Origin of the sequence: Stenotrophomonas sp. RG-453 (genome assembly GCF_033843685.1) — a bacterium.
Taxonomy (GTDB): Bacteria; Pseudomonadota; Gammaproteobacteria; order Xanthomonadales; family Xanthomonadaceae; genus Stenotrophomonas; species Stenotrophomonas bentonitica_A.
Genome location: NZ_JAMYED010000011.1, coordinates 61,853 through 80,833 on the forward strand (window position 1 = coordinate 61,853; position 18,981 = coordinate 80,833).

An 18,981-nucleotide genomic window follows, 5' to 3' on the forward strand; every position below is an offset into this window, starting at 1 on the left:
CGCGGCGGCAGCCGTAACGTGGCTTACACCCGGCCGGTGCTATTACCTTGTGTTCGTTGCCGTCGGATCGTCCGCGGTCACCTTCCCCATCGCATAGCAGGAGAAACACGATGAGCCCCACCAATACCGAGAACCTGAAGGAACACCTGGGCGAAGCCGGCTCGCATCTGAAGTCGGCCGCCACCGCTGCCGGCGGTGCCATCAAGGGCGCGACCGGTGCTGCCGGTGACGAGCTGCGCATCGGCAAGGCCAACGTCAAGGCCGAGCTGTCCGATACCGCGCTTTCCGGCCTGGCCGCGGCCGAGTTCGGTGGTGCCGCCGCCAAGGAACAGGTCGATGCACTGATGGACAAGGGCAAGGACCTGGTCGACAGCGCCGCTGAACTGATCCGCGAGCGCCCGCTGGCCTCCTTCGGCGTCGCCTTCGCGGCCGGCTGGATCATCGCCAAGCTGGCCCGTAGCGGCGGCGACAAGTAAGCAGCGGCGTGAGCGATCAAGCCCAGTCGACCGCTCCCGGTGGCGCGGATACCCCGCCACCGGACAGCGGTGAAAAAGCACCACGCCTGGACGAGAGCATCCGTCAGGTCGGTGAGGCCGGCCGTGAGACAGTCGATTCGGCCAAGCACACGCTGCGCTCCCTGCGACGGTTGGCTTCGGCCGATTTCGCGCTGGCGCGCAGCGCGTTTGGCCGGGCACTGGCCTGGGCCGGCGTGGCGATCGTGTTCGGTGCATCGGCCTGGTTGTTGCTGGCCGGTACGCTGATCGCCCTGATGCAGCGCTGGGGCCTGTCCTGGTTCCATTCGCTGCTGATCACGTCGATCGTCAGCCTGCTGGTCACCGGCTACGCGATGTGGCGGGTGTCGTTCTTCTTCCGCCATACCGGCATGCATGCCACGCGGCGCCAGTTGTCGCGGCTGGGGCTGTATGACGAACCCAGCGATGAAGATCCCGATGCCGACGTGGATACCACGGGGGTGAAGCGATGAATTTCGAAGCGTTGCGGCAACGTGTCCAGCGCGCCGAGCTGGTGGTGGCGGTGCGGGTCGAGAAAACCCGCAGCAGCTGGTTCACCCTCAGCAGCGTCTGGCGGGCCGGATGGACGCCGTTGCGGATCATCACCGTCGGTCTCGCCGGCGGCTTCCTGGCCGGCAAGCTGGAGCCCACCGGTCTCGGTGCGAAAGTGCAGGGCGCGCGATGGCTGCAGATGATCGGCTCGGTCTCCAATCTGGTCGCCAGCACCCAGGCCGCGTTCGCCTCGATGCAGGCCAGCGAAGCGGCCGATACCGCCGAGCAGGCCGCAGACAAGGTGGATGACGCGGCCGATCAGGCCCCGCGTCAGGCCGCACCGGCACCGGCACCGGCAGCGCCACGGCTCGGCCCGGAGCGGCGGGTTGATCCGGCCTCGCCGTCCCAGCCGCAACCGGCTGAAGCAGCCACGGATCTGTCCGAACGCTGATCGCACTGCGGTCGGCAGCATCTTCCGAAGGCCCTGCGGCAGCTGCCGCGGGGCCTTTCTTCGTCTGCACGCACCCCACACGCCACGCGCACCCGGCTTGCCCAATAATGGCGCTCCTTTCCCGTGTGCGACCCGAATGAGCGTCCCGGTTCCCCCTTCTGCCGAAGCCGTCGTCGCACCGCCCGCGCCGCGCCCTCGCGCCCCGATGTCGCTGGTGATCCTGGCCACCCTGGCCGTCGCCTTCACCTTGTGGGCGGCACAGGACGTGGTGCTGCCTATCCTGCTGGCGATGTTCTTCGCGCTGGTCGGCAACCCGATCCTGCGGATGCTGCAGAAGATCTGGATTCCCCGGTTCCTCGGCGCGGTGCTGGTGCTCGGCGTCGGCCTGAGCGGCGCCGCCGCGCTCGGCGTGCAGCTGGTCGGCCCGGCGATGGAATGGGCCCAGGAAGCACCGCAGCAGCTGCGCAAGGTCGCCCGCCAGGTGCAGAACCTGACCAAGCCGGTGCAGCAGGCCAACCAGGCCGCGGAGAACTTCGCGCGCGTGGCCGGTGGCGAAGGCAGCCGCCGGGTGCAGATCGTGCGCACCCAGCTCGATGATCCCTACAAGGTGCTGACCCGCGCACCACGCCTGGCCGCCTCGGTGCTGGCGGTGGTGCTGCTGACCCTGTTCTTCATGATCTACGGGCAGAGCCTGCAGAAGCACGCCATCGCCCTGTTCCCCAGCCGCCAGCAGCAACGGTTCACCGCCGACATCCTGCGCTCGATCGAGCGCGAGGTTTCCCGGTATGTCCTGACCATCACGGTGATCAACACGCTGGTCGGCCTGGTCTTCTCCGGCATCCTGCTGCTGCTTGGCATCTCGCTGCAGGAGGCGCTGCTCTGGGGCACCGTGGCCGCCCTGCTGAACTTCGCGCCCTATGTGGGGCCGCTGATCGGCGTGGCACTGATGTTGCTGATGGGCTTTGTGGAGTTCAGCGATCCGTTCAAGGCGCTGCTGCCGGCGGCCTGCTATCTCGCCCTGCATACGGTGGAAGGACAGGTGGTGACGCCGATCGTGCTCGGCCGCCGGATGGCGATCTCGCCGCTGATCCTGATCCTGGCCCTGATGGTGTTCGGCTGGCTGTGGGGCATGGTCGGCCTGCTGCTGGCGGTGCCGTTGCTGGTCTGCATCAAGCTGGTACTGGCACGATTGGACGGCACGCAGGGCTGGGCGCGGCTGCTGGAGTAAGCCTGCCAGGCCCGGGACAGGCTGCCCGCGCAATCTCCGATGCTGCCAGAATACCCGCACTTTTCTGGATGGATCCTGGCCCTGATGTCTTCTCTCGCTGTCCGTTGTCTTGCCCTCGCCAGCCTTGTCACCCTCGCCGCACCGACGTTCGCCGCAACCCCGCCCAGCGCCGAGGTTGCCAGCCGCCAGCTGGTCGAGGCAGTCACCTGCCAGCGCCACCTGACGCCCGCGCAGTTCGCTGCCTTGGCAAAGGTGCTCAAGCCGACCGAGCTGCAGGCGTACGGCGAGCTGTCCGATGGCGAGTATGCGCTGACCACGCCGCTGCTTGTGCTGGGCCAGCCGGTGAACCGCCTGTACCTGTACGACGGCGCCAGCGGCGAGGACGGCGTTGACAGCTACACCGCCTACTTCAGCACGGCCGGCGTCGAGCAGATCGCCGCGCTGGCGAAGATGCGCGACAGCGTAGCTGGCGACTACACCATGGAGGTGGGTCGACATGACCTGAACGTGCGGCAGCAGGACGGGCAGGCATCCATCAGCTGTTCCTACGACCTGCGCTGAAGCACAGCCCTGCACTCCCTGCGCGCGCGATGAAAGCCCGCGCGCGCAGGCGTAGAATGGCGGGGTGAATTTTCCCGTCCAAGCCATCACCCTCGACCTCGACGACACCTTGTGGCCGTTCGCCCCCATCGGCGCCCGCATCGACCAGGTGTTGTACGAGTGGATGCTCCAGCACAGCCCCGCCACCGCCGCGATGTACCCGGTGGCGGCGATGCGCGAACTGCGCGAGCGCTCCTTCCATGACAACCCGCACCTGCACTACGACCTGAGCGCGCTGCGCCGGTTGACGCTGAGCGAGGCGCTGGAGAAAAGCGGCGCCGACCCGGCCCTGCTGGAACCAGCCTATGAAGCGTTCTATGCCGCGCGCAACCAGGTGGAGTTCTATCCCGACGCCATGGACGCGCTGGCCCGGATCGCCGCGCGCGTGCCGGTGGCCGCCCTCAGCAACGGCAATGCCGACCTGCAGCGGATCGGCGTATCGCACCACTTCACCTTCCAGCTCGGCTCGCGCGAGCACGGCGCGGCCAAGCCAGCCGCCAGCATCTTCCACGCCGCCTGCGAGCGCCTCGGGGTCGCCCCCGTCCACGTGCTGCACGTCGGCGACCACGCCGAGATGGACGTGGTCGGTGCGATGCAGGCAGGCCTGCGCGGCTGCTGGATCAACCGCGTCGAGCACACCTGGACCCACCCTTCACTGCAGCCCGATCTGCAGTTCGACACCCTGACCGGGCTGGCCGACTGGCTGGATGCGAACGCATCCGTCCCGCATGCCTGAGCGGCCGCCCAAGGAGCCTTCGAATCCCATGTCCCAGATCAACGGTTTCACGTCCGATACCTCGCATGCGCTGCCGCTGCATGTGATGACCCGCGAGCAGTACGCCGGCTGGCGTGCGCAGCAGTCCGACGCGCTCGGCGCGTGGCTGGACGCGCAGCGCTTCAACGGCAGCGGTGGCAGCGTGGTGCTGCTGCCCGGCGAGCACGGCCTGGCCGGCGCGATCGTCGGTGTCGGCGACCCGGGCGATGCCTACAGCTACGCGCATGCACCGTTCGCGCTGCCGGAAGGCACCGTGTGGACGCTGGCCGACGCGCTGGCGCCGGAGATCGAGACCCTGCTGCAGCTTGGCTGGGGCCTGGGCAGCTACCGTTTCGCGCGCTACCGCACGCCCAACCGCGCGCCGGCCCAGCTGGCCGCCACGCCTTCGGCCGAAGTGCGCGATGTGATCACCGCCAGCCTGCGCGTGCGCGACTGGGTCAACACCCCGACCGAGGACATGGGCCCGCAGCAGCTCGAAGACGCCGCGCGTGAACTGGCCACCGCCCACGGTGCGCAGATCGAGGTGATCACCGGCGATGCCCTGCTCGAGCAGAACTTCCCCTCCATCCATGCCGTGGGCCGCGCCTCGCACCGGGCCCCGCGCCTGATCGTGCTGCGCTGGGGCAATGCAGGGCAGCCGCACGTTGCGCTGGTCGGCAAGGGCGTGTGCTTTGACACCGGCGGGCTGGACATCAAGCCGGGCGATGGCATGCGCAACATGAAGAAGGACATGGGCGGCGCCGCGCACGCGCTGGGCCTGGCCGGGCTGATCATGGCCCAGCAGCTGCCGGTGCAGCTCACCCTGCTGATCCCGGCGGTGGAAAACGCGATCGGCCCCGATGCGTTCCGCCCGGGCGAGGTGATCGCCACCCGCAAGGGCCTGAGCATCGAGATCGACAACACCGACGCCGAAGGGCGCGTGATCCTGGCCGACGCGTTGACCTACGCCAGCGAGCAGCAGCCGGAGATCGTGCTCGATTTCGCCACCCTGACCGGCGCGGCCCGCATCGCGCTCGGTCCGGATCTGCCGGCATTGTTCAGCAACGACGACACTCTGGCCCAGCAGTGGCTGCAGGCCGGTGAATCGACCCGCGATCCGGTCTGGCGCATGCCGCTGTGGCGCCCGTACCTGCGCTACCTGCACAGCAACATCGCCGACCTGGCCAACGCCGGCTCGCGCATGGCCGGCTCGGTCACGGCCGCGCTGTACCTGGAACGTTTCATCGCCGAGGGCCAGACCTGGGCGCACCTGGATGTGTACGCCTGGAACGACGGCGAACGCCCGGGCCGTCCGGCCGGTGGCGAAGCGCTGGCGCTGCGTTCGGCCTGGGCGATGCTGAAGACGCGCTACGCCGTCTGAGGCAGCGCACCAGCGGCTGAACCCCGACGATCCCCGCTCCGGCGGGGATCGTTGTTTTCAACAGTTGTCGAAAATGTGAATATCGGCCTGCGCCGCGTTCTGACACCATGCCCCTGTCGCCCCCCCACACGCATCGTGAAGGCAGGAATCCGGACATGTCGCTCTTCGGCTATACCCGCGCTGGTCGCGAACCGGGCGGTCCACGCCCTCCCTCACCGCTGCTGTGGATCGCGCTGATCGCCCTGATCGCCGGCGGCCTGGTGCTGGCCTTTGCCTGGCTGGCCGGCTGGATCGGCCGCGACCGCGTCACCGCACAGACCTTCACCGATGCCATCGAGGCGACCGGTCCGCCGCAGCCCGGCTTCCGCCGTGCGCACACCAAGGGCGTGTGCGTCAGCGGTGTCTTCCAGGGTACGCCCGAAGGGGCGGCGCTGAGTTCGGCACGCGTGTTCCGGCAGCGCCAGGTGCCGGTACTGGGCCGCCTCTCGATCGGCGGCGGCGACCCGCATGGCGCCGACAACAAGGCCCGCGTGCGCAGCATGGCGCTGCAGCTGGTCAGCGATGATGGCCAGGAATGGCGCATGGCGATGAACAGTTTCCCGTTCTTCGCGGTGCCCACCGCCGAGGCCTTCCTGGAACAGACCCGCGCCGGCATCCCGGACCCGGCCACCGGCAAACCGGACCCGGCGAAGATGGCCGCCGTGCTGGAGAAGTACCCGTCCGCGCGTGCCTTCCAGCAGTGGGCCAAGACCGCCCCCTGGTCGAACAGCTGGGCCAACACCGCTTACAACGGCGTCAACAGTTTCCGCTTCACCGCCGCCGATGGCAGCCACCGCTTCGTGCGCTGGAGCATGCGGCCGCAGGCGCCCTTCGAGGACATGACCCCGGAACAGCGCGCGCAGTCCGACGACGATTTCCTCAGCGAGGAGTTCGCCCGGCGCCTGGCGCAGGGCCCCGTGCGCTGGGACATGTGGGTGACCATCGCCAACGACGGCGACCCGATCAACGACCCCTCCCAGGTCTGGCCGGAGGACCGCCGCCAGGTGAAGGCCGGCACGCTGACGCTGAGCAGCATGCAACCGCAGGCCACCGGCGCCTGCCGCGATCTGAACTACGATCCGCTGATCCTGCCCAGCGGCGTGGCCGGCACCGATGATCCGATCCTGGCCGCACGCTCGGCGGTGTACTCGCAATCGTTCAACCGCCGCGAGCGCGAAATCGCCAGCGGCAAGGCACCCGCCGCCACGGGCAAGGAAGGTGCGCGATGAACCGTGATGCCGGCCATTTCAATCTTCTCGCCCGCGTCCTGCACTGGCTGATGGCGGCGATGATCCTGGCAATGCTGTTCGTGGGCGTGACCATGGTTGCCTCGCTGCACTGGCGGCCGGTGCTGATCGATCTGCATCGACCGCTGGGCATCGCGATCCTGCTGCTGGTCGTGGTGCGGCTGTACAACCGCCTGCGCCATCGGCCGCCACCGCTGCCGGCCGACCTGCCCGCGTGGCAGGCCGCCGCCGCGCATGCATCGCATTGGGTGCTGTACGGGCTGATGCTGGCCATGCCGCTGATCGGTTGGGGCATGCTTTCGGCCGGTGGCTACCCGATCGTGATGGGCGGCGGCGTGCATCTGCCGGCAATCCTGCCGCACAACCCGGCGCTGTATGCCGCGTTGCGCAACGCCCACAGCCTACTGGCGTATGTGCTGTTCGCCACGGTGGTGATGCATCTGTCGGCCGCGCTGTTCCACCTGTGGGTGCGCCGCGATGGCGTGTTCCAGGCGATGGCAAAGGGCCCAGGCGGCACTTCCCCCACCGACACGGATCCGCGGTAACCACCGACCGCTGGCCGGTGGTATCGGATCGCATGGATCTCCGGCACTACAACCAGCCTTTCTGCCGCGCCAGCCGGTACGCTTCGATGCGGTTGGCCACGCCAAGCTTGCCGATGCACTCGGACAGGTAGTTGCGCACGGTGCCGTGCGACAGCCCCAGCTGCGTGGCGATCTCGCTGGCCGAGCGGCCGTCGCCGGACAGGCGCAGCACCTGGCGCTCGCGATCGTTGAGCGGGTCGGCCTGCGACCATGCATCCAGCGCCAACTGCGGGTCGATCGCGCGGCCGCCGTGCTGCACCTGGCGCAGGGCATCGGCCAGGCGTTCGGCCGGTGCATCCTTGAGCAGGTAACCACAGACGCCGGCATCCAGTGCGCGGCGCAGGAAGCCCGAACGCGCGAAGGTGGTCACGATCACCACCTTGATCGGCAGGCCCTGGCGGGCGATCCGCTGCGCCAGTTCCAGCCCGGACAAACCGGGCATTTCGATATCGGTGACCAGGATGTCCGGCTTGAGCTGCTGCAGCATCCGCCATGCGGCCTCGCCATCTGCGGCACTGCCCAGCACCTCGATGTCCGGCTCCAGCCCGAGCAGCGCCGACAGCGCGCCGCGTACCATCGCCTGGTCTTCAGCCAGCACGATGCGGATCATGATGCGCCCCGGGCCGGCAGCGACGGCGCGGTCGGCACCGCCACAGGCGCCACCACCGCCGTGGTCGCGGCCGGCAAGGTCACGCGGACCGTTACGGACGTCCCCTCGCCCTTCACCGCGTGCAGCACCAGCGTGCCACGCAGGGCAGCGACCCGTTCGCGCATGCCGGTCAGGCCGTTGCCATCCACGTGGGCACCGCCACGCCCGTCATCGCGGATCTGCATCGACAAAGTGCGCCCGTCCTGCTCGAAGGTGATCCACGCCTGCCGCGCCTGCGCGTGGCGGGCGACGTTGGTCACCGCCTCGCGCAGGACCAGCGACAGCGCGCGCTCGATATCGACGGGCATCGGTGGCGGTGGCGCGTAGTGCAGATGCACGTGCTGGTACTCCAGCAGCAACCGGGCCGAGGCCAGCTCGGCGGCCAGATCACTGGCGCGGATCCCGGTGACCGCACTGCGTACTTCGGCCAAGGCCTGGCGCGCGATCGTTTCGGCTTCGGCCACTTCGCGGCGCGAGCCATCCGGATCGCGCTCGAACAATTTGCGCGAAAGCTCCAGCTTCAAGGTGATCAAGGACAGCGTATGCCCCAGCAGGTCGTGCAGATCGCGACCGATGCGCTCACGTTCGGCGGTCGCCGCCAGCCGACGCACTTCGTCCTGGGACAGCTGCAGCGCCGCATCCTGTTCATGGCTGGCGGTCTCGAAGTTGACCACCAGACTGATGATCATCGCCATGCTCGGAATCCAGATCAGCGCCTGCCAAGGGTAATGGGCCAGCAAGCCCACCACCACGAACAGCGCGTTCAATCCCACCAGCTGCAGCAGATAGCGCCCATAGCCGCTGCGGCGCGAGACGCGCAGGGTGACGCAGCCGAAGATGAAGTAGCTCACCGCCGAGGGGTACCACGCCAGCGGCACCAGCCCCAGCACCACCATCGACAGCGCGTAGCGCGGCGCGTGGCAGCGCGGCGCCAGCAGCACCCCGGCGTACAGCACGAGGAACACCGGGTAGGTCAGCAGGGTCAGCGCCGCCCAGCGCCAGGTGTAGCCGCCGCCGAACAACGGCGTCAGGAACACCCACAGCGTCCACAGCAGGTGGATCGCATCGACCCACGGCGATTTGCCGCGCCGTATGTTCTCGGCCACGGCCGAGTCCGGCGCGGGGCGCAACAGGGAGGCGAGCCGACTGGAGGGCACGGACGTTTCCAAAGCAGGACGATCAGGCGCGATCATGCCACTTCAGCCGATGCGCCGCAGGCGGCGCCGGGCCAGCCCAAGGGCCACCACGGTGATGCCGAGCAGCACGGCCACGTGCACCCACGTGCTGCCCTGTGCCGGCTGGCCGACCGCAGGAAGCGCCAGCTGGGCCAGATGCCAGGTCGGCCACAGCGGTGCCAGCGTGGTGAACAGCGATGGCAGCATCGACAGCGGCAACCACAGCCCGGACAGCAGGGCCAACGGCAGATACACCAGGTTGACGACGGCCGGAGCGGCACTGGCACTGACGTGGCTGCCGATCAGCAGGCCGATCGCGCCCAGCGGCAGCGCGGCGAACGCCGCCACCGCCAGCAGATGGAACACCGCCCCGGGTGTAACCACCACGCCCGCAACGATCGCCACCGTGATCAGCAGCGAGGCCACCACTACTGCAAACAGGAGCGCCATCAGAAGACGCGCGAGCAAGGGTGCCATTGGCGGCATCGGCAGCGCGCGTTTAAGCGTGAGCAGGCCCCCTTCGCGGTCCAACGCCAGCTGCACCCCGAAGCCGAACAGCGCCGGCGCCATCGCACCGAACACGCAGTAGGTGGCCAGCAGATAGATCGAGGCCTGGCCGCGGCCGAGCAGCACGCCGAACAACGAATAGAACAACACCGGGAACAGCAGCGACGGCAGCACGAAGCCTGGATAGCGCCAGGCACGGCGCAGTTCGCAGCGTAGCTCGGCACGGTAGATCGGCCAGGCCGGCGCGCGGGCAGGCACAGCGGCGACGGAATCCATCACGGTGTTCATGCGGCCTCCCGGGTCAGTTCGACGAAGGCGTCGGCCAGCCCGCCGCCATGCACTTCCAGTTCCTGCAGCTGCGGATCTTCGGCGAGCAGGCGCGCCACCACCGGCTCTGCCGGCTCGGCCAGCAGTTGCAGGCGCAGGCCGTCGCGGACCACCTCGCGCACGCCCGGCCAGGTCTTCAGCGCGTCCACCTCAAGCGTGCTGCGGCAGCGGATGCGACGCGGTGCCAGTTGCTGGCGGAACTGCGCCAGCGGACCATCGGCCAGCACCCGGCCCTGTTCGATCACCACCACGCGCTGGGCGAGCGCTTCGGCTTCTTCCAGATAGTGGGTGGTGAGCAGCACACCGCAACCTTCGGCCGCAAGTTGCCGGATCGCCTGCCAGAGCTGCTGCCGCGCCTGGATGTCCAGGCCGGTGGTCGGCTCATCGAGGAACAGCAGCTGCGGACGGCCGCAGACCGCGATGGCGAACTGCACCCGGCGCTGCTGACCACCGGACAGCTGACCATAACGGCGACGGGCCAGGTCGCTCAGCCCGGCCAATGCGAGGCAATCCTCCAGTGAGCGCGGATCTACATAGCAGGTGCGCGCCAGATCGATCAGTTCATGCACCTGCAGCACCGGTGGTAACGCGGTGGCCTGCAGCATCACCCCGATGCCGCCACGACAGCCGCGGTCCTGCGGGTCGCCGCCGAGCAGTTCGACTCGACCCGCATCGGCGCGGCGCAGGCCCAGCAGTAGCGAAATGGCGGTGCTCTTACCGGCGCCATTGCGACCGAGCAGGGCCAGTACTTCGCCGCGGTGCAACGAGAAGCTCACGTCCTGCAGGGCGGCGACGCTGCCGTAGTGAACCTGGGCGTCGTGCAGGCGGGCCAGGGGTGAGGCGGCGGAGATGGACATGGCGGACTCCCGCGGAGGACACCCATAGCGTCTGCTGCCCGACCCGCCCGGCCCCAGTGGCCGTCGTCAGCCCATGCAGGTGACAGCTGTCACTGCCGCCGCGCCAGGCCGCCGGGCATGCTGTCCACCACCCGGCCACCGTGCCGGTTTGCCCCTCGGCCGCCGATGCGGTCACACTCGGCCCGATTCCCCGTCCAGACTCACGATGAACGCATCCGCTGAACTGCTCAAGGAACTCCGTATCGACCGCAAGGCCGGTTCGCCGCCGCCGTCGCCCCCGCGACGTGGCCGCTGGATCGCGCTGGCGGTCGTCCTTCTCATTGTGTTGGCTGGCCTGGCCTGGTTCGTGTTCGGCCGCGAGCGCCCGATCACCGTGACCACCGCCCCGGTGGTAGCGATCCAGCAGGGCGGCGCCAGCAGCTCGGTGCTCGACGCCAGCGGCTATGTGGTCGCCCGGCGCATGGCCACGGTCTCGGCCAAGATCACCGGCAAGGTCCGCGAGGTGATGATCGAGGAAGGCATGCGCGTGGAAGAAGGCCAGGTAATGGCCACGCTCGACCCGATCGATGCCAACGCCCAGCGCAGTCTGTCGGCCTCGCAGCTCGAGGCCGCACGCAGCCAACTGGCCGGTCTGCAGGCACAGGTGGCCCAGGCTGATGCCGAGGCCGGGCGCCTGCAGGCACTGGTCGGCCAGCAGCTGGTCTCGCGTTCCCAGTACGACCTGGCCATCGCCCAGCGCGATACGCTGCGCGCCCAGCTCAAGACCGCCCAGCGCAACACCACCGTGGCCAGCGATTCACTGGCGATCGCCGATCTGGGCGTGGACAACAACATCGTGCGCGCGCCGTTCTCCGGCGTGGTTACCGCCAAGGCCGCACAGCCGGGTGAGATCGTTTCGCCGCTGTCGGCCGGCGGCGGTTTTACCCGGACCGGCATCGGCACCATCGTGGACATGGATTCGCTGGAGATCGAAGTCGAGGTCGGCGAATCCTTCATCGGCCGGGTGCAGCCGAAGATGCCGGTCGAAGCCACCCTCAATGCCTACCCGGACTGGAAAATTCCGGCCGAGGTGATCGCGATCATTCCCACTGCCGACCGCGGCAAGGCCACCGTGAAAGTGCGCGTGGCGCTGAAGGCCAAGGACCCGCGCATCGTTCCCGAGATGGGCGTGCGGGTCAGCTTCCTGGAAAGCGCCCGCCCCGCCGAAGCCGCCAGGCCGCAGGGCGTGCGCGTGCCGGCCTCGGCGATCGTGGAGCGCGGGCAGAAGACCGTCGCCTTCGTGGTCAAGGACGATGCCCGGGTGGAACAGCGCGCGATCACCGTGGGTACCACGCTCAACAACGACCGCCAGGTCACCCAGGGCCTGAAGGCCGGCGAGGTCGTGGTGACCACCCCACCGGCCGAGCTGCACGATGGCAGCAAGGTCACCGAAACCCCCTGACGACAACGGGCTGCGTGGCCGATGCGCCACCGGCCTGCGCCCACGCGGTACGCGAGCCGCTCACGCTCGCGGCAAGTGCGATTTCCTCGTGCCGTCCCGGCGCGCACGGTGAGCGCTGCCCGTCCCCCTGGCGTCCGGAAGCCTTCGCCCGGACGCGCCGTACGTCTTTCCAACCGATCCACGGAGAACCACCCATGTCCACCCTGGTTTCGCTCCGCAACATCACCAAGACCTACCAGCGCGGCCCCGAGAAAGTGCAGGTGCTGCACGGCATCGACCTGGACATCCAGTCCGGCGATTTCGTCGCGCTGATGGGCCCGTCCGGCTCGGGCAAGACCACCCTGCTCAATCTGATCGGTGGCTTGGACACGCCCACCGGCGGTGAGATCGAGATCGAAGGCGAACGCATCGACCGCATGAGCGGCGGCCAGCTCTCCACCTGGCGCAGCCACCACGTCGGCTTCGTGTTCCAGTTCTACAACCTGATGCCGATGCTGACCGCGCAGAAGAACGTGGAGCTGCCACTGCTGCTCACCCACCTGGGCGCCCCACAACGCAAGCGCAATGCCGAGATCGCGCTGACCCTGGTCGGCCTGGCCGACCGCCGCAGCCACCGCCCGAACGAACTGTCCGGTGGCCAGCAGCAACGCGTGGCGATCGCCCGTGCGATCGTCTCCGACCCCACCTTCCTGATCTGCGATGAGCCCACCGGCGACCTGGACCGCCAGTCCGCCGAGGAAATCCTGGGGCTGCTGCAACAGCTCAACCGCGAACACGGCAAGACCATCATCATGGTCACCCATGATCCCAAGGCCGCCGAGTACGCCACCCATACGGTGCACCTGGACAAGGGCGAACTGGCCGGCGCGCCAGCGGCCCACTGACGGAGGATGCGGCGATGAAATATTTTTCGCTGGTCTGGGCACAGCTGTTCCGCAGCAAGACCCGCACCCTGCTGACGCTGTTGTCGGTGGTGGCGGCCTTCCTGCTGTTCGGCATGCTCGATTCGGTGCGGGTTGCCTTCAACTCCGGCGGTGACACCATCGAAGGTGCCAAGCGGCTGGTGGTCTCCTCCAAGCTGTCGATCACCCAGAGCCTGCCGTTGCGGCTGCTGCGCGATATCGAAGCCACCCCCGGCGTGCGCAAGGTCAACTACGCGATGTGGTTCGGCGGCATCTACCAGGACCAGAAGAACTTCTTCCCGAGCTTCTCCGTCTCGGACAACTACATGGACCTGTACCCCGAGTTCGAGCTGCCGCCCGAGCAGGCCGAGGCGTTCAAGAACACCCGGACCGGTGCGCTGGTCGGTGAAGCCCTGGCCAAGCGCTTCGGCTGGAAAGTGGGCGACACCATTCCGATGCAGGCCACGATCTTCCCGCGCAAGGGCAGCAACGACTGGCCGCTGGTGCTGAGCGGCATCTACCGGGCCAAGGACCGCAACAACGCCAGTGCGGAAAACCAGCTGATGCTGCACTGGAGCTACTTCGATGAATCCAACGATTACATCAAGAACCAGGTCAGTTTCTATACCGTCCAGTTGGAGAACCCCGCACACGCCTCGCGCGTCGCCCAGGCGATCGATGCGCTGTCGCTGAATTCCGACCACGAAACCAAGTCGCAGACCGAGGCCTCGTTCTCGCAGGCCTTTGCCAAGCAGTTCGCCGATATCGGCCTGATCGTCACCGGCATCATGGCAGCGGTGTTCTTCACCCTGGTGCTGCTGACCGGCAACACCATGGCCCAGGCGGTGCGCGAGCGCATCCCGGAGCTGGCGATCCTCAAGACGCTGGGCTTCAAGGATGGCACCGTGCTGGTGCTGGTGATGGTGGAGTCGGTGCTGCTGATCGTGCTCGGCGGGCTGATCGGCATGGGCCTGGCCTCGATCGTGATGCCGGTGATCAGCGCCAGCAGCCAGGGCATGATCAGCCTGCCCGGCGTGCCGGCGCAGACGTGGGGGGTGGCGCTGTGCCTGATGGCGGTGATCGGGATCGTGGTGGGCCTGCTGCCGGCACTGCGCGCGCAGCGGTTGAAGATCGTCGATGCACTGGCCGGGCGCTGAGGAGACCACCATGAACAAGCAATGGATGTGGAACGTCGTGACGGTGCTGGCGCTGCTGGTCGCCTTGGTGGTGTGGATCGTGCTGCCGTGGTGGATGGTGCTGGCCATCGCCGTGCTGCTGGCCGCCTGGCTGGTGCTCACCCGTACTGGCCGCCTGTCGCTGGCAGCAGCGCGGATCGGCATCGCCAGCCTGCCGCAGCGCTGGGGTGCCTCCTCGGTGATCGTGGTCGGCATCGCCGGCGTGGTCGGGGTGCTGGTGGCGATGCTGGCGATGGGCGATGGCTTCAAGGCCACTCTGGAGCGCAGCGGCAGCGATGACGTGGCCATCGTGCTGCGCGGCGGCTCACAGGCCGAAACCAACTCGGTGATCATGCGCGACCAGGTGCCACTGATCGAGAACCTGCCCGGCGTGGCCCGCGGCAGCGATGGCAAGCCGCTGATCTCCGCCGAGCTGTCGCAGGTGATCAGCCTGCTCTCGCGCAGCGACCACAGCGATACCAACGTGCAGTTCCGCGGCGTTGGCGAGCAGGCGTGGGCGGTGCGCGACAACGTGCGCATCATCGCCGGCCGCAGGTTCAAGCCCGGCCTGCGCGAAATCGTGGTCGGCAAGGGCGCGCAGGCGCAGTTCGAGGGCCTGGAGATCGGCAAGACCCTGCAGCTGGGCAAGCAGGAGTGGACGGTGGTGGGCGTGTTCGCCTCCAACGATGTGCACGAGTCGGAGCTGTGGTCGGACACCCAGACGTTGTCCACCACCTACAACCGCAGTGCCTACCAGTCGGTCAACGTACGCACCGAAGGGGCCGCGGGCTTCCAGCAGTTCAAGGCGGCCATGGAGGCCGACCCGCGCCTGAAGCTGGATGTGGAGACCACCCGTGACTACTACCGCAAGCAGTCCGGTGGCCTGAGCAAGCTGATCAGCATCCTGGGCACGGTGATCGGCGCGATCATGGCGATCGGTGCGGTGTTCGGTGCGCTCAACACCATGTATGCGGCGGTGGCCACGCGTGCCCGAGAGATCGCGACGATGCGTGCGATCGGTTTCCGTGGCGTTCCGGTGGTGACCGCGGTGATGCTGGAGACGATGTTGTTGGCCCTGCTCGGCGGCCTGCTCGGCGGTCTGGTGGCATGGCTGGTGTTCAACAACTACACCGTTTCCACGCTGGGCAACAATTTCAGCCAGGTGGTGTTCCAGTTCCAGGTGTCGCCGCAGCTGCTGTGGACAGGCTTGAAGTGGGCGCTGGGCATTGGCCTGGTCGGCGGCTTGTTCCCGGCCCTGCGCGCGGCGCGACTGCCGATCACCACGGCGTTGCGCGAGACCTGAGCGATACGTTTGAACAACGCGCGTGCGCGTGATCGCGCACGCGAAATAGCAATTCCGGAACCGCACTTGCAAGAGTGCGGTTCTTTTTTTTGCAGCGCACGTTCACTGCACGTTTAGCTCTCCAGCGCGCAGCTGTACACACGCTGCAAAGGGACATCGCACGCGCTCAAGTTGCTTCGCACGTCGCCGCTATTGCGCATCGACCCAGCGCGGCGGACCGCTTCTGCATGCCTCTCGCGACGATGTGAAAAAGGTTTCGTCTGAATGCGTGGTTTTGTCAGCCATCGTTCATTTACAGCGCTTTTTACGCTTTCAAATGAAAGTAAAAAATTTGAAAAGTCATTAGACTCCCGCCCCCCCACGTCGTGGTGTGTTGTTCCCCACGCCGCCCGAACGGGCGAATGTTTTTACAGAGAAAGAGAAACGCACGGATGTATTTGAAGACCAATCCGCTGCGCAACGCGATCGCCATCGCGCTTGTCGCCAGCTGCAGTGCCCCCGCCTTCGCACAGAGTGCCGATGACGGCACCACCAACCTCGATCGCATCGAGATCACCGGCTCGCGCATCCGCCAGGCCAGTGTCGAATCGGCCCAGCCGGTCGTCGCGCTGAACCGCGCCGAGATCGAGAAGAAGGGCTACGTCAACGTCGCCGACATCCTGCAGGACGTCACCGCCGCCGGTTCGCCGAGCATGAGCCGTGCCTCCTCGCTGGAATCGGGTCGCGACTTCGGCGGCATGTACGTGAGCCTGCGCAACCTGGGCCCGGAACGCAGCCTGGTGCTGATCGACGGCCGCCGCATGGGCGTCAGCGCCGGCGGTTACTCCGACCTGGCCTCGATCCCGTCCTCGATCGTGGAGCGCGTGGAAGTGCTGACCGACGGTGCGTCGGCCCTGTACGGCTCGGACGCCATCGCCGGCGTGGTCAACATCATCACCCGCAAGAACTTCGACGGTGCCGAAGTCAACGCCTACGTCGGCCAGTACAGCGAAGGTGACGGCCAGAAGACCGCTTACAGCGCGACCTTCGGCAAGACCTTCGACCGCGGCTGGGTCACCGTGGGTGGCGAGTACACCGACGAAGATCCGGTCCTGGGCGGCGCGCGTGAGTTCACCGCCTACCCGAACGGCCCGCGGCACACCGGCGACGGCCTGAGCGGCGTCACCCCGTGGGGCTATGCGACCGTCAACGGCCGCAACCTCAGCGTGGGCCCGGGCGGCGATCCGACCCAGCTCGGCAACTTCAAGCCGGCCGACAAGGCCAACGACGCCAACACCAAGACCAACATGAGCCTGCTCACCGGTCTGCAGCGCAAGTCGGTGTTCGCCAACGGTGGCTTCTCCATCACCGATGACCTGCGCCTGGTCGCCGATGCGCTGTACAGCGAGCGCGAGTCGAGCAAGCAGCTGGCCGGTTACCCGTACCAGAGCACCGGTTCGCGTGCGCTGCTGTCCAAGGACAGCGCGTTCAACCCGTTCGGCCAGGACGTTGCCTTCGCGCACCGTACCGAAGAGCTGCCGCGCGGCACCGAGAACAACCTGACCACCAAGCGCGCCAGCCTGGGCCTGGAAGGCAGCTTCGACACTGGTTCGCGTTACTGGGACTGGAACGTCAGCTACATGTACAACCGCAATGAAGGCGAGCGCATCGGCACGGGCAGCATGTACCAGCCGAACGTGAACCAGTCGGTCGGCCCGTCGTTCCTGGATGCCAACAACGTCGCCCACTGCGGCAGCGTCGGCAACGTGATCGCTGGTTGCACCCCGTGGAACCCGCTGGCGCCGATGGGCTACACCGGCCCGGGCTCGATGAGCAACCAGGACGTGCAGGACTTCCTGTTCACCCGCTTCACCGACAAGATGCAGAGCACCACCAAGGTGGCCAGCGCGAACATCTCCGGCTCGCTGTTCACCCTGCCGGCCGGTGACATCCTGGGTGCACTGGGTGTCGAGCACCGCAGCGAAGAAGCCAGCTACTCGCCGGACCTGATGGTCCGCAACGGCCAGATCGCCGGCACCACCGGCCAGCCGACCCAGGGCGATTACTCGCTCAACGAGGTCTACCTGGAACTGCGGGTTCCGCTGCTGGCCGACATGGCCTTCGCGCGTGAGCTGTCGCTGGACATGGCCGGCCGCTATTCGGACTACAACAACTTCGGCTCGACCACGAACACCAAGTTCGGCCTGAAGTGGAAGCCGATCGACAGCCTGCTGGTGCGCGCCACCTACGGCACCGGCTTCCGCGCGCCGACCGTGGAAGATCTGTACGGCGGCACCACCAGCACGCGCGACTCGTACACCGATCCGTGCGATACCAACTTCGGTGCGGCCGCCAACAACCCGCAGGTCCTGGCGCGCTGCCTGGCCAACGGTGTCCCGGCCAACTTCCGCCAGCTCGCCGCTGACGGCACTGCCGCAACGGTGCCGGGCCAGCAGGGTGGCACCGACTTCAGCTCGGGCTCCAACCCGGAACTGAAGCCGGAAACCGCCAAGACCTGGACCGTGGGCGTGGTGTACAGCCCGGAGTTCGTCTCGGGCCTGGACCTGAGCCTGGACTGGTGGAAGATCCGCATCAACGACGTGATCGTCGGTGAGTCGGCCACGGACATGCTCAACCAGTGCTATGTGCTGGGTGTGGATGCCGCATGCGACCGCTTCACCCGTGCCAAGTCGGGCCGCACCCTCGGCCAGGTCAACGGCCTGGACCGTACGCTGCTCAACGCCGGCTACCAGGAAACCGCCGGCTATGACCTCTCGGTGCGTTACCGCCTGCCGGAACTGGCGATCGGCAAGTTCGCGGTCTCCTGGAACACCACGTATGTGGATTACCTGGAGCGCAAGAACGACAACGTCGACACCACGCCGGTGCGTCAGTACACGGGCTGGGAAGGCAACTTCCGCGTGCGTTCGAACCTCAACCTGGATTATCAGTACGGCAACTTCGGCCTGGGCTGGACGGCGCGCTACTACTCCAGCATGAAGGAAAACTGCGCGTACACGACCGAGTGCAGCAATCCGGGCTTCAGCTCGGCGTACACGGGCCGCCAGGGCGTCAACAAGGTGGGTTCGAACACCTTCCACGACATCCAGGTGCGTTACGTGCTGCCGTGGAACGGTACGGTTTCGATGGGCGTGAACAATGTGTTCGACCATCAGGGTCCGATCATGTACAGCCAGCCGAACAGCAGCTTCACGTACTACGGCGGGTTCGATATCGGCCGTTACATGTACATGAAGTACCAGCAGCGTTTCTGATCGGGCTTGCCTGATCCCCCCTTTCTGATCTGCGGCTTACTCTCTCCAAGCCGCCGAGTGGAAGTAAGACGGCGCCTTCGGGCGCCGTCTTTTTTTTGCTGCC

Annotated in this window: 18 protein-coding genes; 14 read left to right on the forward strand and 4 right to left on the reverse strand. The window is 67.3% G+C overall.

What is annotated here, in order from left to right; genetic code table 11:
- The first annotated feature begins 110 nt into the window (after positions 1 to 110).
- The 9 genes from NJD74_RS18635 (at position 111) to NJD74_RS18675 (ending at position 7,249) form a co-directional block, all read left to right on the forward strand.
- Positions 111 to 476, forward strand: a complete 366-nt coding sequence (locus NJD74_RS18635) for a hypothetical protein (RefSeq protein ID WP_019185548.1) — start codon at positions 111 to 113, stop codon at positions 474 to 476.
- An 8-nt stretch (positions 477 to 484) separates the two neighbouring features.
- Positions 485 to 985 (forward strand): phage holin family protein, encoded by a 501-nt coding sequence (locus tag NJD74_RS18640; protein ID WP_019185547.1) that lies wholly within the window; start codon positions 485 to 487, stop codon positions 983 to 985.
- Positions 982 to 1,455, forward strand: coding sequence for a protein sip-5 (locus tag NJD74_RS18645; RefSeq protein ID WP_070426435.1), 474 nt, complete (start codon positions 982 to 984; stop codon positions 1,453 to 1,455). Before NJD74_RS18640 ends, NJD74_RS18645 begins: the two co-directional genes overlap by 4 nt.
- A 136-nt stretch (positions 1,456 to 1,591) precedes the next feature.
- Positions 1,592 to 2,683 (forward strand): AI-2E family transporter, encoded by a 1,092-nt coding sequence (locus NJD74_RS18650; protein WP_046274360.1) that lies wholly within the window; start codon positions 1,592 to 1,594, stop codon positions 2,681 to 2,683.
- 84 nt (positions 2,684 to 2,767) lie between these two features.
- A complete protein-coding gene (locus tag NJD74_RS18655; RefSeq protein WP_319624753.1) occupies positions 2,768 to 3,244 on the forward strand; it encodes a hypothetical protein in 477 nt (158 codons plus the stop codon).
- A gap of 64 nt (positions 3,245 to 3,308) precedes the next feature.
- Positions 3,309 to 4,019: an HAD family hydrolase gene (locus tag NJD74_RS18660; RefSeq protein ID WP_319624754.1), complete on the forward strand. Its 711-nt coding sequence runs from the start codon at positions 3,309 to 3,311 to the stop codon at positions 4,017 to 4,019.
- A gap of 28 nt (positions 4,020 to 4,047) precedes the next feature.
- On the forward strand, positions 4,048 to 5,418 hold the full coding sequence (locus NJD74_RS18665; RefSeq protein ID WP_319624755.1) for a leucyl aminopeptidase family protein: 1,371 nt from the start codon (positions 4,048 to 4,050) through the stop codon (positions 5,416 to 5,418).
- Positions 5,419 to 5,573: 155 nt separating this feature from the next.
- On the forward strand, positions 5,574 to 6,686 hold the full coding sequence (locus tag NJD74_RS18670; protein WP_019185541.1) for a catalase family peroxidase: 1,113 nt from the start codon (positions 5,574 to 5,576) through the stop codon (positions 6,684 to 6,686).
- A complete protein-coding gene (locus tag NJD74_RS18675; RefSeq protein ID WP_046274362.1) occupies positions 6,683 to 7,249 on the forward strand; it encodes a cytochrome b/b6 domain-containing protein in 567 nt (188 codons plus the stop codon). The genes NJD74_RS18670 and NJD74_RS18675 overlap by 4 nt, the downstream gene beginning before the upstream one ends.
- A 46-nt stretch (positions 7,250 to 7,295) precedes the next feature.
- Here the strand turns inward: NJD74_RS18675 and NJD74_RS18680 are convergent, their stop codons facing one another.
- The 4 genes from NJD74_RS18680 to NJD74_RS18695 are packed head-to-tail and all read right to left on the reverse strand — an operon-like array spanning position 7,296 to position 10,803.
- Complete coding sequence (locus NJD74_RS18680) at positions 7,296 to 7,898, reverse strand: response regulator transcription factor (RefSeq protein WP_046274363.1); 603 nt, start codon at positions 7,896 to 7,898, stop codon at positions 7,296 to 7,298.
- A complete protein-coding gene (locus NJD74_RS18685; RefSeq protein ID WP_319624756.1) occupies positions 7,895 to 9,130 on the reverse strand; it encodes a sensor histidine kinase in 1,236 nt (411 codons plus the stop codon). Before NJD74_RS18685 ends, NJD74_RS18680 begins: the two co-directional genes overlap by 4 nt.
- A gap of 6 nt (positions 9,131 to 9,136) precedes the next feature.
- Positions 9,137 to 9,907 (reverse strand): ABC transporter permease, encoded by a 771-nt coding sequence (locus NJD74_RS18690; RefSeq protein WP_319624757.1) that lies wholly within the window; start codon positions 9,905 to 9,907, stop codon positions 9,137 to 9,139.
- Positions 9,904 to 10,803 carry an ABC transporter ATP-binding protein gene (locus NJD74_RS18695; RefSeq protein WP_319624758.1) on the reverse strand — a complete coding sequence of 300 codons (900 nt, stop codon included), beginning with the start codon at positions 10,801 to 10,803 and terminating at the stop codon, positions 9,904 to 9,906. Before NJD74_RS18695 ends, NJD74_RS18690 begins: the two co-directional genes overlap by 4 nt.
- Before the next feature lie 205 nt (positions 10,804 to 11,008).
- Between NJD74_RS18695 and NJD74_RS18700 the strand changes: the two genes are divergently transcribed.
- The 5 genes from NJD74_RS18700 to NJD74_RS18720 all read left to right on the forward strand — a co-directional run bounded on the left by NJD74_RS18700 (position 11,009) and on the right by NJD74_RS18720 (position 18,878).
- Entirely contained in the window at positions 11,009 to 12,244 is a 1,236-nt protein-coding gene (locus NJD74_RS18700; protein ID WP_070474413.1) for an efflux RND transporter periplasmic adaptor subunit, read from the forward strand.
- Positions 12,245 to 12,438: 194 nt separating this feature from the next.
- Positions 12,439 to 13,128 carry an ABC transporter ATP-binding protein gene (locus NJD74_RS18705; protein ID WP_070474409.1) on the forward strand — a complete coding sequence of 230 codons (690 nt, stop codon included), beginning with the start codon at positions 12,439 to 12,441 and terminating at the stop codon, positions 13,126 to 13,128.
- A gap of 14 nt (positions 13,129 to 13,142) precedes the next feature.
- A complete protein-coding gene (locus tag NJD74_RS18710) occupies positions 13,143 to 14,303 on the forward strand; it encodes an FtsX-like permease family protein (protein ID WP_046274366.1) in 1,161 nt (386 codons plus the stop codon).
- A 10-nt stretch (positions 14,304 to 14,313) separates the two neighbouring features.
- A complete protein-coding gene (locus NJD74_RS18715) occupies positions 14,314 to 15,624 on the forward strand; it encodes an ABC transporter permease (protein ID WP_026070150.1) in 1,311 nt (436 codons plus the stop codon).
- A 431-nt stretch (positions 15,625 to 16,055) separates the two neighbouring features.
- Positions 16,056 to 18,878 (forward strand): TonB-dependent receptor, encoded by a 2,823-nt coding sequence (locus NJD74_RS18720; protein WP_319624759.1) that lies wholly within the window; start codon positions 16,056 to 16,058, stop codon positions 18,876 to 18,878.
- Positions 18,879 to 18,981: the final 103 nt, after the last annotated feature.